This is a genomic window from Anaerotaenia torta (assembly GCF_050433395.1).
Taxonomy (GTDB): Bacteria; Bacillota; Clostridia; order Lachnospirales; family Lachnospiraceae; genus Mobilitalea; species Mobilitalea torta.
Window position 1 is genome coordinate 277323 of the sequence record NZ_JBNPXH010000006.1, and the last position, 12964, is coordinate 290286.

The following is a 12964-nucleotide window of genomic DNA, read 5'->3' on the forward strand; positions in this document are numbered from 1 at the left end:
AGAAAAATGGAGGGCTGAAAATGAGCAGTACAGCACAATTGTCAGCAAGAGAGAGAATTACTTCTTTGCTTGACGACAATAGTTTTGTTGAAGTCGGCGCTTTCGTTACAAAAAGGAGTACAGACTTTAATTTACAGCAGAAGGAAGCTCCTGCTGACGGCGTAATCACCGGTTATGGTGTAATTGATGGGAATCTTGTCTATGTATACAGTCAGGATGCATCTTCCCTTGGCGGTTCCATCGGTGAAATGCACGCGAAAAAAATAGTTCATATTTACGATTTAGCACTTAAGGTAGGTGCCCCTGTCATCGGTCTGATTGATTCTACCGGTTTGAGACTCCAGGAGGCAACCGATGCGCTGAACGGCTTTGGTGAGATTTACCTGAAGCAGTCCATGGCTTCCGGGGTAATTCCCCAGATTACCGCAGTTTTTGGTAATTCCGGCGGCGGACTGGCTGTGATGGCTTCTTTAAGTGATTTTTCATTTATGGAAGGAAAGAGCGCAAGATTATTTGTGAATTCCCCCAACGCCCTGGCGGCTAACTATAAGGAAAAATGTGATACCGCAGCTGCAAATTTCCAGGCAAAGAGCGGCGCGGTGGACTATGTAGGCGCTTCGGAGGCCGAGGTGCTGGAGAAGGTTCGGGAATTGGTGACACTCCTGCCGTCCAATAATGAGGATGATGCTTCCTATAATGAGTGTGAGGATGATCTGAACCGTCTGGTAACCCAGCTATCCTCCGAATTAACCGATACGGCCAGAGCCCTGAGGGATATTTCCGACAATGGGTATTTCTTTGAGGTAAAGGCAGATTATGCGAAGGAAATGGTAACCGGCTTTATCCGTCTTAACGGCATGACCGTGGGCGCTGTTGCAAACCGCACCGAGGTGGTGGATGACAGCGGCAAAGTAAGCGAGAAGTTTGACGGAGGACTCACCAGTGCAGGCTGTGAAAAGGCCGGCAGCTTCGTGAGCTTTTGTGATGCTTTCGAGATACCGGTACTGACCCTTACTAATGTCAACGGCTATAAGGCAACGGTGGAGGAAGAGAAGAGCATCGCAAGAGCTGCTGCCAAGTTAACCTATGCATTCTCCAATGCCACGGTTCCCAAGGTGAATGTAATTATCGGGAAAGCCTTTGGCACAGCGTATATCAGCATGAACTCGAAGCATATCGGAGCGGATATGGTATATGCATTGCCCGGCGCACAGATCGGAATGATGGAGGCCGGACTGGCTGCCCAGATCATCTGTGAAGGAGAAAGCGCTGAGGCGGTGAAGGAGAAGGCCGCTGAATACGAGAAGCTCCAGTCCAGTGCGGAGGCTGCTGCCAGACGCGGTTATGTGGACAGCATTATCGAACCGGAGACCGTGCGCCAGCATGTGATCTATTCCTTTGAGATGCTCTTTACCAAAAGAGAGAACCGCCCTGCCAAAAAGCACGGCACCAAATAGAATGAGGTGAGATTATGGGTGACTATGTTAATTTAAATACATTGTTTGGTGCGGTCATTGTTTTAGCAATTGTTGTTTTGATCATGTTGGTAACATATTTTGTTAATATAAAGCCGAATCTGAATACCTCTTTTTCAGAAACAGCTCCTCAAAGCACCTCTGTGGACAAGGCGATTGCACAGATTGTGGAGACGGAGGAGGAACTGGTATCCGATTGTGAGCTGGTCGCTGTTATTACAGCCGCAATCTATGCTTCTCTGGGGGATGCGGTACCGGCAGAAGGCTTGGTAGTACGTTCCATCCGCAGATCCAACGCGGGTAAGTGGAAGAATGCATAGAGTACGAAGCATGCATAGAGCATGATGTATACACAAACTGCGAGATGCACATAAGTTACAATGAATTTGTGAATTATAGTGCATGTATAAAATATACAGTGAATGCACGTAATGCAATGATTGCATGAAATACAATGTACGTATGAAACATAATGCCTGAAAAATACAATGCAGACATAAACCATGATGCAGACATGAAATGCCTTTGTGCATAAATGTCAATGAACAAGGAGGATTTCATTATGAAATATTATACGATAACCGTAAATGGTAATACCTATGATGTGTCAGTAGAAGAAGGCGTCAGAACCGCTCCGGCGGCAGCCCCTGCCCCTGTTGCCAGACCTGCTGCGGCAGCTCCCGCAGCTGCACCGGCTCCTGCTCCGAAGGCGGCAGAAGCTCCCGTCCCGGCAGCAGCTTCCGTCCCGGCAGCCGGAGGAAGCACCGGCAGCATTCCGGTAAGCTCTCCCATGCCCGGCAAGATTGTAGCTGTAAAGGCTGCAGTGGGACAGAAACTCAAGAAGGGAGAGGTAATTCTCATTCTGGAAGCCATGAAGATGGAGAATGAAATCGTATCTCCCCAGGACGGCACTCTGGCAAGCATCAATGTCAGCGCAGGCCAGTCCGTAGAAGCAGGCACAATGCTTGCGTCCTTGAACTAACAGAAGAGGAGGTAGAGTGATGGCAGAACAAGTTAAGAAACCGGTAAAAATAGTCGAGACGATATTGCGTGATGCCCACCAGTCCCTGATTGCAACGAGAATGACAACGGAACAGATGCTTCCGATTCTTGAGATCATGGATCAGGTCGGATACCATGCGGTAGAGTGCTGGGGAGGAGCAACCTTTGATGCTTCCCTTCGTTTCCTGAAGGAAGATCCCTGGGAGAGACTGCGTAAGATCCGGGCCGGATTTAAGAATACAAAGCTCCAGATGCTGTTCCGCGGACAGAATATTCTGGGCTACCGTCATTATGCAGATGACGTGGTAGCCTATTTCGTTCAGAAATCAATCGCAAACGGTATTGATATCATCCGTATCTTCGACGCGCTGAACGATATCCGCAATCTGGAATGTGCCGTTAAGGCAACCAACAAAGAAAAAGGGCATGCGCAGATTGCTATTTCCTATACCCTGGGCGATGCTTATACTACCGAGTACTATGTGAACATGGCTAAGAAAATCGAGGAGTTGGGCGCGTCTTCCATCTGCATCAAGGACATGGCAGGTCTTCTTGTTCCCTATGAGGCCACTGTGCTGGTCAGCGCGTTAAAGGAAGCGGTCAGCATCCCCATTGACCTGCATACCCATTACACCAGCGGCGTGGCCGGAATGACCTATATGAAGGCCGTGGAAGCAGGCTGTGATATTATCGATACGGCTATGTCTCCCTTTGCTATGGGAACCAGCCAGCCGGCTACCGAGGTTATGGTAGAGACCTTTAAGGGAACTCCCTATGACACCGGCTATGACCAGCAGATACTGGCTAAGATCGCTGACTATTTCCGTCCTCTTCGTGACAAGGCTTTGGACAGCGGAGTGCTCAATCCCAAGGTTATGGGTGTTGATATTAAGACCCTGTTATACCAGGTACCCGGCGGTATGCTCTCCAACCTGGTCTCCCAGTTAAAGGAGCAAAAACAGGAAGATAAATATTATGATGTGCTTCAGGAAGTGCCGAGAGTGAGGAAGGATTTTGGCGAGCCTCCGTTGGTAACTCCCTCCAGCCAGATCGTTGGTACCCAGGCGGTGCTCAATGTTCTTGCGGGAGAGCGCTATAAGATGGTGACCAAGGAAACCAAGGCGCTGCTGGCCGGTGAATACGGTCAGACCGTTAAGCCCTTCAACGCGGAAGTGCAGAAGAAGGTAATCGGCGATAAAAAGCCCATTACCTGCCGCCCCGCAGATTTAATCCAGCCGGAGCTTCATAAGATCGAGGCGGAGATTGCGGAGTGGAAGGAACAGGACGAGGATGTATTATCCTATGCTTTATTCCCCCAGGTTGCACTGGATTTCTTCAAATACCGCCAGGCTCAGAAGACCAAGGTCGATGTGGCTGCGGCAGATAAGGCAAATCAGGCTTATCCGGTATAAAAAAAGCTTGACAACCCGCAATTAATTCGTTATACTACCACCTGTAAAGAAAATTCCTTTACAGGTGGTGTTTTTTTATGAGTCAGAAGGATAAACAGATTGATAAGCTGGATGAAATCGTTGCGCAATCCATTTTGTATGATTTTTATGGTGAATTGCTGAGTGATCATAAAAAACAGATTTTCGAGGACTATGTCTTAAATGACCTGTCCTTAAGCGAAATTGCAGAGATGAGGGGGATCAGCCGGCAGGGCGTCCATGATATTGTAAAACGGTGCGTCTCGGAGCTGAAGGAGTATGAAGCCAGGCTTTCCCTGGTCAGCAGATTCGGGTCTATCAAAGATAAATTATCCGCAATCAAGGAAATTGTTTCAGAGGTGTCAGCCGGCGGTGACAGCACACAGATTACCGCAATTGCAACATTGGCAGATGATATTTTAAAGGAGCTGTGATTCTATGGCATTTGAAAACCTATCGGATAAATTGCAGAATATTTTCAAGGGCTTGAAGGGAAAGGGCCGCCTTTCCGAAGCCGATGTGAAGAACGCCATGAAAGAGGTTAAGATGGCCTTATTGGAGGCGGATGTTAACTTCAAGGTGGTTAAGAATTTCATCAATACCATCCAGGAACGGGCCGTCGGACAGGATGTGCTCAACAGCCTGACGCCCGGACAGATGGTAATTAAGATTGTAAATGAAGAGCTGGTCAGGCTCTTAGGCGAGGAAACCATTGAGATCCAGCTGAGACCGGCCAACGAGATCACCGTGATTATGATGTGTGGTCTCCAAGGAGCCGGTAAGACGACAACGGTTGCCAAGATTGCAGGAAAGCTCAAATCCAAGGGACGCAAGCCCCTTCTGGCGGCCTGTGATATTTACCGTCCGGCGGCCATAGAGCAGCTGCAGATCAACGGAGATAAGCAGGGAGTCAGTGTTTTCTCCATGGGAGATAAGCATAAGCCTCTTAATATTGCCAAAGCTGCCATGGAGCATGCGGCTAAGAACGGCTATAATGTAGTCATACTCGATACTGCAGGACGGCTTCATATTGATGAGGCCATGATGGAGGAGCTGCAGGAGATTAAGTCAAGTATCACAATACATCAGACCATATTGGTGGTGGATGCCATGACCGGCCAGGATGCGGTGAATGTATCCGAGATGTTTCATGAGAAGCTTGGCATCGACGGTGTTATCCTCACAAAGCTTGACGGTGATACCAGGGGCGGTGCTGCGCTTTCCATCCGTGCCGTAACCGGGCGTCCCATTCTTTACATTGGTATGGGCGAGAAATTATCCGATCTGGAGCAGTTTTACCCGGACCGTATGGCCTCCCGTATCTTAGGGATGGGAGATATCCTCACCCTCATTGATAAGGCGCAGGCGGAATTTGATGAAACCAAGGCCAGGGAGCTGGAGAAGAAGATCAAGAAGGCGGAATTTGATTTTAATGACTTCCTGGATCAGATGCAGCAGGTTAAGAAGATGGGTGGTCTGGCGGACCTTCTGGGGATGATTCCCGGTATGGGCAAGCAGCTGAAGGGTGTGGATATTGACGAGAATGCCCTGTCCTCCACGGAAGCGATCATTTATTCCATGACCAAGGCGGAGCGTTCCAATCCTGATATCTTAAATCCTTCCCGCAAGAAGAGAATTGCCGCCGGTGCCGGTGTTGACATCAGTGAGGTGAATGCCCTGGTGAAGCAGTTCGAGCAATCGAAGAAAATGATGAAGCAGTTCTCCGGAATGATGGGAGGAAAGGGCAAGAAGCACGGCGGTTTTAAGCTTCCTTTTGGATTTTAACAGGCGTTGTAATGGCATAGAACACAGTATTCTATGAACATTTGCAATAGATTTTAGTGGTAAGGTATATTTTTTAAGGAGGTGAAATAAATGGCAGTAAAGATCAGATTAAAGAGAATGGGACAGAAGAAGGCTCCTTTCTATAGAATTGTTGTTTCTGATTCCAGAACACCCAGAGATGGTAGATTTATCGAGGAAATTGGAACCTATGATCCGACCCAGAATCCCAGCGCGTTCAAGGTAGATGCGGAAGCAGCTAAGAAGTGGCTGGCTAACGGTGCTCAGCCTACCGATACTGTAGGCAAGATTTTCAAAAATGCAGGCATCCTGTAATAATGGAATGTGATTGACCAGGCAGGCTGTTAGAAAGGCATGGTTATTTGTATGATGAAGGAATTAGTTGAAGTAATTGCGAAAGCTCTTGTGGATCATCCCGATGAGGTTGTTGTTACGGAGAAAGAAACCGATAAAGCAATTGTTGTGGAATTAAAGGTCGCTTCCGAGGACATGGGTAAGGTAATCGGAAAACAAGGCCGCATCGCCAAATCCATTCGTACTGTAGTGAAAGCAGCCGCAACAAAGGATGACAAAAAGGTAGTAGTTGAGATTCTGCAATAGCAGGTAATTCAACTGCAGTTTTTCCTGTGCAAAATCGAGGAAGCTGTTTGTTATGTCAGGTTTTTCATAATTGGCATAGTGGAACAGCTTCTTTTTGTACTGTGATGTTTTCCTGCCGGTTTCACGGGCGGGATTTTGATAGATGAGATAGGAGAAAGGCATAGGCCAGGGAAAGGGATGGGACAAGATGGACGATTTTCTTAGAGTTGGTGTTATTACCACCACCCACGGGATTCGCGGTGAGGTTAAGGTGTTTCCTACCACCGATGATCCCAACCGGTTCAAGGAACTGAAGAAGATATTTCTGGATACGGGAAAGGAGCTCCTGGAGCTGGAGCTGGAAGCGGTTAAGTTTTTCAAACAATTGGTAATTCTAAAGTTCAAAGGAATTGATGATATCAATGAAATCGAGAAATACAGGGGAAAGGATATTCTGATTCGCCGGGAGGATGCGGTAGCCCTGGAGGAGGGGGAATATTTTATCTTTGACTTGATCGGTTCCACAGTATATACTGAAGATGGCAGCAAGCTGGGAACTCTGGCAGAGATTCTCACCACTGCCGCCAATGATGTGTATGTCGTAGACACCCTGGAAGGGAAGGAGCTTCTTATCCCTTCTATTAAGGAATGTATTCTGGATGTGGACGTAACAAACCGCAAGATTGTAGTTCATTTGCTGGATGGGTTAAGGTAAGTGAGTAAGGCAAATGAAGTAAGATGAATGAAATAAAGCAAGTGAAATAAGATAATTGGAATAAGGTAAGGGAAGTAATGTGATCACAATAATGTAAGCAAAATAATGCGAACGGAATAATGTAAGAAAGGTGTACTCGGATGAATTTTCACGTACTTACGCTTTTCCCGGATATGATACAGCAGGGACTCAATACCAGCATTACCGGAAGAGCAATGGAGAAAGGGCTGATTTCCGTCAATACGGTAAATATCAGGGATTTCAGCAGCGATAAGCATATGAGGGTGGATGATTATCCCTACGGAGGCGGAGCCGGTATGGTGATGCAGGCGGAGCCGGTTTATAAGGCCTACGGATATCTGGCAAATCATATCCGTCTTTCCAGGCAGGAGGAAGGCTCCGACTATAAGCCGAAGGTAGTCTATGTCACCCCTCAGGGAAGCATCTTTAACCAGAGCATGGCTCAGGAATTTGCACGGGAAGAGGATCTGATCTTTCTCTGCGGGCATTATGAGGGAATTGACGAACGGGTGCTGGAGATGATCGTGACGGATTATGTGTCCATTGGTGATTATGTTCTGACGGGCGGAGAGCTGCCGGCTATGGTTATGATTGACGCCATTTCCCGGTTGATTCCCGGTGTGCTGAATAACGAGGTATCCTCCGAGTTTGAATCCTTCCAGGACAACCTCCTGGAGTATCCCCAGTATACCAGACCGGAGATTTTTATGGGCCGGAAGGTTCCCGAGGTATTGCTGAGCGGGCACCATGCCAATATCGATACCTGGAGAAGACAGCAATCAATCCTTCGGACCCTGGAACGCCGTCCGGATCTGCTGGAGAAGGCAAATCTATCCGAGGAAGAGGGAGAATTCCTTACTAAGCTGATTTTTCAAAGAAATTACGATGTATATTGAGAAATGATCTTGACAAACATAGGACGAATGCGTTAGACTAGCAATAAGGTCTAACGCATTCGTCTTTTAAAGAGAAGCAAGGTTGAGAGAAGTGGAATATATAGATGAGAGGGGGAACGGATCCATGCCGGCACTTTCATGGCGATTTGTGCGGGACAGGGCAGGGACATAAATATGGAGAGTTTAAAAATATTTGACGCCGAATACCGCTTTATGTGCATTGTCTGGGAAAAAGAACCGATTAACTCTACGGAGCTGGTCAAGCTGTGCCAAAGCAAATTCGGGTGGAAAAAATCCACTACCTATTCCGTAATTAAACGGTTGTCGGAGCGGGGGGTATTGAAAAATGAAAATGCTGTAGTGACTGCCCTTGTTCAACGGATGCAGGTACAAAAATACGAGAGTGAGCATTTGTTGGAAAAGGCATTCGATAATTCATTGCCCTCCTTTGTTGCTGCATTTTTACAAAACAAGAAGCTCACCCAAAGTGAGGCGGAGCAAATCAAGAAAATGATTGAGGAGGCGACGAAATGAGCAGATTCCTAAGTCTTCTTGCCTTTGGTGAAACAGGCGTAAAAGAAAGAGTAAAGAATATTCTGCATTATAAAAAATCGAAAATTTGGGTAAGTGCTGTGGCAATCATAATGGTTGCTGCAGTCAGTCTTATTCTTATGATCAGCAGGCAGGCGGAAGGAACCTCTGCAGCTTTGCAGGAAGAAAAGGGGCAGAGCAGTCAGGGCGGCCCAGACATCCAAAGCAGCATAAATGACCAGGGAAGCCCGAATGATGCTTCGAATCCAATGGAAGCTACTCCTTCTCAACTCCCCGATACGATATATGCCGATGCGGAATACAACAAAATAAAAATTTCATCTCTTTCAGAAAATAAAGGAGTTGCAGCATCAGATATGTTTGAAACAACCAACGCCCGGGCAGTGTCATACATTGATGAGAGTATAAGAGGAAGCAAGCACTCCGAGCATAAGGAGAGCCTGAAAAACAATTATACGGATCAATACCAGATTGAGGTGTCAAATGAAATCGGAGGATATAGCTGCCTGCTTTACTATGATACGCTGAATAATAAAGCGTATATCGAAAGGGATGGCGGTCTTTGCGATACAGGGACAGATTTCGCGCGCTATATTGCATCCCTTTTTGAGCATACGGATATTACTTTCGACATGGATGCCCCAGCATTGTTTGAAGCCTATGGATGGACCCTTGATTACCAGATAAGCGGGATGAAAAACAAGCTTGGTGACATCAAGGCTCTGTCCGGTTTTAATCCAAATGCATATTATTTTGCCTATAACAATGAGCTGTCAAAGGATATCGGCCTTGATATGGGCGCATATTCCAACACCACGAATCTTGAAGTTGAAATTTATAAAATCCGCGAAAGCATGCCCCAGGAGTTTTATCCGATCCAGAATTGCAGAGGGATTGCCGTAAAAAGCGAAGGAAGAATAATCGGCGCCTTCATCAGTGCGGGGCGGCATAGCACCTTTAACGCCTGCAGTCTGAAAGGAAACAGCTTTGAAAAAATAACCGGCCAGACTATTAACGATTGGCTTGCGGGCAAAGTGAAAGCGGATATTGAGGAAGACAGGTTGTCCCAGCTGAAGCCGGAGGAGATTATCGAAGAATATTTCAAGGCCCTGGATAAACAGGATTCCGAGACGGCAAAATACTGTATGTCGAAGAAAACTCTGATTGACAATTTGTCCGTCAATATGCCGGATGAAGAACTGTTCAACAAGGAGCAGGGAATTCCTTTAACGGATGCCCATATTGGAGAATCAAATTTTGATAATCTAAAATCTGTAAAGCTGTCAAAAGTCGAACCAATCGGAGAAGACGATGAAAATACCAGAAGATTTCGTGTCTATGCAGATCTTCAATACAGGGAGGATCGAACCATAAGCAGCGGGGAACAATTCTGGGACTGCAGTATGGTTTATGAATCGCCTCAAACCGGGTGGAAAATAGAAGACTTTGGGCATTAGAGCATCGAAATTGTTAATTTAATGCTTGCAATTGTCGCAGGTTTATGTTAGAGTAAATTGTTGTGAGATGGGATGGTCCTCTGGTACCGTGTATGGAGTATATTCAGCGATATTAGCATAATAACTGCTTATCGTATCGCGTATCAAGAACATCTAAATATGAAGGAGGTCACAAAAATGAACGATATTATTAAAAGTATTGAAGCCGAGCAGTTGAAGGCAGAGGTTGCCAGCTTTAACGTAGGCGACACGGTTAAGGTTTACGCAAAGGTAAAGGAAGGTAACCGTGAGAGACTTCAGGTTTTTGAAGGCACCGTATTAAAGAGACAGAATGGTGGAGCAAGGGAGACCTTTACGGTAAGAAAGACATCCAACGGTATTGGTGTTGAGAAGACTTGGCCGCTGCACAGTCCCAGCATTGACCGGATCGAGGTAACCAGACGCGGTAAGGTCAGACAGGCTAAGCTGTTCTATTTGCGTGATAGAGTAGGTAAGAGAGCTAAGGTAAAAGAGTTAATCAGATAGTACAACGAAGGGACAATGCTTAATAGATTGTCCCTTTTTTATCATATGGGATCAAGAAAGGACAGGTCATCCGTATGGATTTTGATTTTGATAAAGAAAGTAAAAAACCGCTGGTTATGAAAATCTTTATTGAGGTATTTATCTGGGCGGCACAGATTGCGGCAGTGATTTTTCTGGCCTATTTTATCGTATACTATGCCCTGGAGCGGACGGAAGTGGTAGGAATCTCCATGGAGAATACCTTGTTTGACGGGGAACAGATTATTATTAATAAATTCTCCTACCGTTTTACTGATCCGAAGCGTTTTGATGTGATTGTCTTTAAGCAGAGCGGGGAAGAGCACAGCTATTATGATATCAAGCGGATTATCGCCCTTCCGGAAGAGACCGTCCATTTTCAGGATGGAGAGATCTATATTGACGGAGAGCCTGTCAAGGAAGTCGTCAATGTGGAGCCTATGGGAAATTACGGGCTTGCCGCGGAAGAGATTAAATTAGAAGAGAATGAATATTTTGTACTGGGTGATAATCGCAATAACAGCGAGGACAGCCGTTTTGCCAGTGTGGGCATGATACGGCGGGAGGAAATCGTCGGTAAGGCATTCATTCGGATATCCCCCTTTAATTTTGTAAATAAGCTGAATTTGCTTAAAGAAACAGAGAAAGAAAAAGAGTAAGAGGCCGGGCAAAATGTCCGGCGGCAGGAGGTAATCAATGCATTTTCAATGGTATCCCGGTCATATGGCGAAGGCAAAACGGTCCATGCAGGAGGATATGAAGCTGATTGATGTGGTGATTGAGCTGGTAGATGCCAGAATACCATATTCCAGTATGAATCCGGATATTGATACGCTGGCACAGAATAAATCCAGGGTAATGCTGCTCAATAAGGCAGATATGGCGGATCAGCGTTATAATCAGGCATGGAAGGAATATTTTGAGCAGAAGGGTTATTATGCCACCCTGGTGAATTCCCGGAGCGGTGCAGGGGTGAAGCAGGTTCAGGATATCGTGAACAAGGCATGTCAGGCCAAGATAGAGCGTGACCGCAGGAGGGGCATCTTAAACCGTCCTGTCCGGGCCATGATCGTCGGTATTCCCAATGTGGGGAAATCCACTTTTATTAACAGCTTTGTAGGAAAGGCTTCCACGAAGACGGGGAATAAGCCGGGGGTTACCAAGGGAAAGCAGTGGATTCGCCTGAGCAAGACCATAGAGCTGCTGGATACACCGGGAATTCTCTGGCCTAAATTTGAGGATCAGTCCGTAGGTCTGAAGCTGGCCCTGATCGGCTCCATTAATGATAATATTGTGGATACGTCGGAGATGTCCTTGGAGTTGATTCTGCTGCTTCATAAGCACTACCCGGAGGTTTTGCAAAGCCGTTACGGGGTGGAGATGCCGGAGGGGGAACTGGATATTCCCCGGGCTGCGGCGGTGCTGGAGGAGATAGCCAGAAAGCGTTCCTGCCTGTTAAAGGGCGGGGAACCGGATCTGGAGCGTGCTGCAAGCCTGTTTATTGATGATTTCCGGAGTACAAAGCTGGGAAATATCACCCTGGAGTTTCCGCTGGAGAATAAAAACCCGTAAGCGGCTTCTTGCCTGTGGGGTGATGCAGGGGGGGAGGGCATGCTGCTCCCTCACACAGGATAGAAGGCATATGATTGTATCAAAAACACAAGAAAAAGGAGGGCTCTCCATGTTAGCCGGAAAAGGTCCCAAGGATACGGTTCCGAAAAAGATATCCATGATTAAACTGGAATTTATGCAAGCCTCGGCAGAGGAGATTCCCGGACTGCTGGATCAATATGCATCGGACCAGCGAAGCGGGGTTATTACGGTCTGCAATCAGTACCGCAGCCGGGCACAGGCACTTCAGAAGGAATTGGAGCGCTTGGATAAAATGAAGGAATATGAAAGAAAATATAGTGAATTCGAATATATTTGCGGTATTGATGAGGTGGGCAGGGGTCCCCTCGCCGGGCCGGTCATTGCCGCGGCGGTCATCCTTCCGAAGGATTGTAATATCTTATATATTAATGACTCCAAACAGCTCACGGAGAAGAAGAGGGAGGAGTTGTATGATGAGATCATAGATAAGGCAATTGCCTTCGGTCTGGGAAGCGTTCCCCCGGATCAGATCGATGAGGTCAATATATTGCAGGCCACCTATGAAGCCATGCGCAAGGCCATCGGAAATCTTAGCGTTAAACCGGATATACTGTTAAACGACGCGGTTACCATACCGGGGATTTCCATCCGCCAGGTTCCGATTATCAAGGGGGATGCCAAGAGCATCTCCATTGCGGCGGCCAGCATAGTAGCCAAGGTGACGAGGGACCGCATGATGGGAGCCTATCACCAGGTCTTTCCCCAATATGATTTTGCCGGTAATAAGGGATATGGCTCCGCCAGGCATATAGAAGCCATCCGCCAGCATGGTCTGACGCCGATTCACCGCAGATCCTTTGTGAAGAATTTTGCTCCGGCTTAATGCAAGACGGGGGGA

At 47.0% G+C, this 12964-nt stretch carries 16 protein-coding genes; all 16 read left to right on the forward strand.

Annotated features, from left to right (window positions below; all coding sequences use genetic code 11):
• The first annotated feature begins 20 nt into the window (after positions 1-20).
• On the forward strand, positions 21-1457 hold the full coding sequence (locus tag HNQ56_RS12100; RefSeq protein ID WP_429146276.1) for an acyl-CoA carboxylase subunit beta: 1437 nt from the start codon (positions 21-23) through the stop codon (positions 1455-1457).
• A gap of 14 nt (positions 1458-1471) precedes the next feature.
• Positions 1472-1795: an OadG family protein gene (locus HNQ56_RS12105; RefSeq protein ID WP_429146278.1), complete on the forward strand. Its 324-nt coding sequence runs from the start codon at positions 1472-1474 to the stop codon at positions 1793-1795.
• A 242-nt stretch (positions 1796-2037) separates the two neighbouring features.
• Positions 2038-2457 carry an acyl-CoA carboxylase biotin carboxyl carrier protein subunit gene (locus HNQ56_RS12110; RefSeq protein WP_429146281.1) on the forward strand — a complete coding sequence of 140 codons (420 nt, stop codon included), beginning with the start codon at positions 2038-2040 and terminating at the stop codon, positions 2455-2457.
• Positions 2458-2476: 19 nt separating this feature from the next.
• A complete protein-coding gene (locus HNQ56_RS12115) occupies positions 2477-3889 on the forward strand; it encodes an oxaloacetate decarboxylase subunit alpha (protein WP_429146282.1) in 1413 nt (470 codons plus the stop codon).
• A 77-nt stretch (positions 3890-3966) separates the two neighbouring features.
• Positions 3967-4341 carry a YlxM family DNA-binding protein gene (gene ylxM, locus HNQ56_RS12120; RefSeq protein ID WP_429146285.1) on the forward strand — a complete coding sequence of 125 codons (375 nt, stop codon included), beginning with the start codon at positions 3967-3969 and terminating at the stop codon, positions 4339-4341.
• A gap of 4 nt (positions 4342-4345) precedes the next feature.
• On the forward strand, positions 4346-5692 hold the full coding sequence (gene ffh / locus HNQ56_RS12125) for a signal recognition particle protein (RefSeq protein ID WP_429146286.1): 1347 nt from the start codon (positions 4346-4348) through the stop codon (positions 5690-5692).
• A 90-nt stretch (positions 5693-5782) separates the two neighbouring features.
• Positions 5783-6025 (forward strand): 30S ribosomal protein S16, encoded by a 243-nt coding sequence (rpsP, locus tag HNQ56_RS12130; RefSeq protein WP_429146289.1) that lies wholly within the window; start codon positions 5783-5785, stop codon positions 6023-6025.
• A 54-nt stretch (positions 6026-6079) separates the two neighbouring features.
• A complete protein-coding gene (locus HNQ56_RS12135; protein ID WP_429146452.1) occupies positions 6080-6310 on the forward strand; it encodes a KH domain-containing protein in 231 nt (76 codons plus the stop codon).
• Positions 6311-6497: 187 nt separating this feature from the next.
• A complete protein-coding gene (gene rimM / locus HNQ56_RS12140) occupies positions 6498-7004 on the forward strand; it encodes a ribosome maturation factor RimM (protein WP_429146292.1) in 507 nt (168 codons plus the stop codon).
• A 140-nt stretch (positions 7005-7144) separates the two neighbouring features.
• Positions 7145-7921: a tRNA (guanosine(37)-N1)-methyltransferase TrmD gene (trmD, locus tag HNQ56_RS12145; protein WP_429146294.1), complete on the forward strand. Its 777-nt coding sequence runs from the start codon at positions 7145-7147 to the stop codon at positions 7919-7921.
• A gap of 174 nt (positions 7922-8095) precedes the next feature.
• A complete protein-coding gene (locus HNQ56_RS12150) occupies positions 8096-8455 on the forward strand; it encodes a BlaI/MecI/CopY family transcriptional regulator (RefSeq protein ID WP_429146296.1) in 360 nt (119 codons plus the stop codon).
• The gene (locus HNQ56_RS12155) at positions 8452-9930 is read left to right on the forward strand and encodes a DUF4830 domain-containing protein (RefSeq protein ID WP_429146299.1); all 1479 of its coding nucleotides are present in this window, start codon (positions 8452-8454) and stop codon (positions 9928-9930) included. Before HNQ56_RS12150 ends, HNQ56_RS12155 begins: the two co-directional genes overlap by 4 nt.
• 177 nt (positions 9931-10107) lie before the next feature.
• Positions 10108-10455 (forward strand): 50S ribosomal protein L19, encoded by a 348-nt coding sequence (gene rplS / locus HNQ56_RS12160; protein WP_429146302.1) that lies wholly within the window; start codon positions 10108-10110, stop codon positions 10453-10455.
• Positions 10456-10529: 74 nt separating this feature from the next.
• Positions 10530-11132 carry a signal peptidase I gene (gene lepB / locus HNQ56_RS12165; RefSeq protein ID WP_429146305.1) on the forward strand — a complete coding sequence of 201 codons (603 nt, stop codon included), beginning with the start codon at positions 10530-10532 and terminating at the stop codon, positions 11130-11132.
• Between the two features lie 37 nt (positions 11133-11169).
• On the forward strand, positions 11170-12045 hold the full coding sequence (gene ylqF / locus HNQ56_RS12170) for a ribosome biogenesis GTPase YlqF (protein ID WP_429146308.1): 876 nt from the start codon (positions 11170-11172) through the stop codon (positions 12043-12045).
• A gap of 109 nt (positions 12046-12154) precedes the next feature.
• Positions 12155-12949 (forward strand): ribonuclease HII, encoded by a 795-nt coding sequence (gene rnhB / locus HNQ56_RS12175; protein WP_429146311.1) that lies wholly within the window; start codon positions 12155-12157, stop codon positions 12947-12949.
• Positions 12950-12964: the final 15 nt, after the last annotated feature.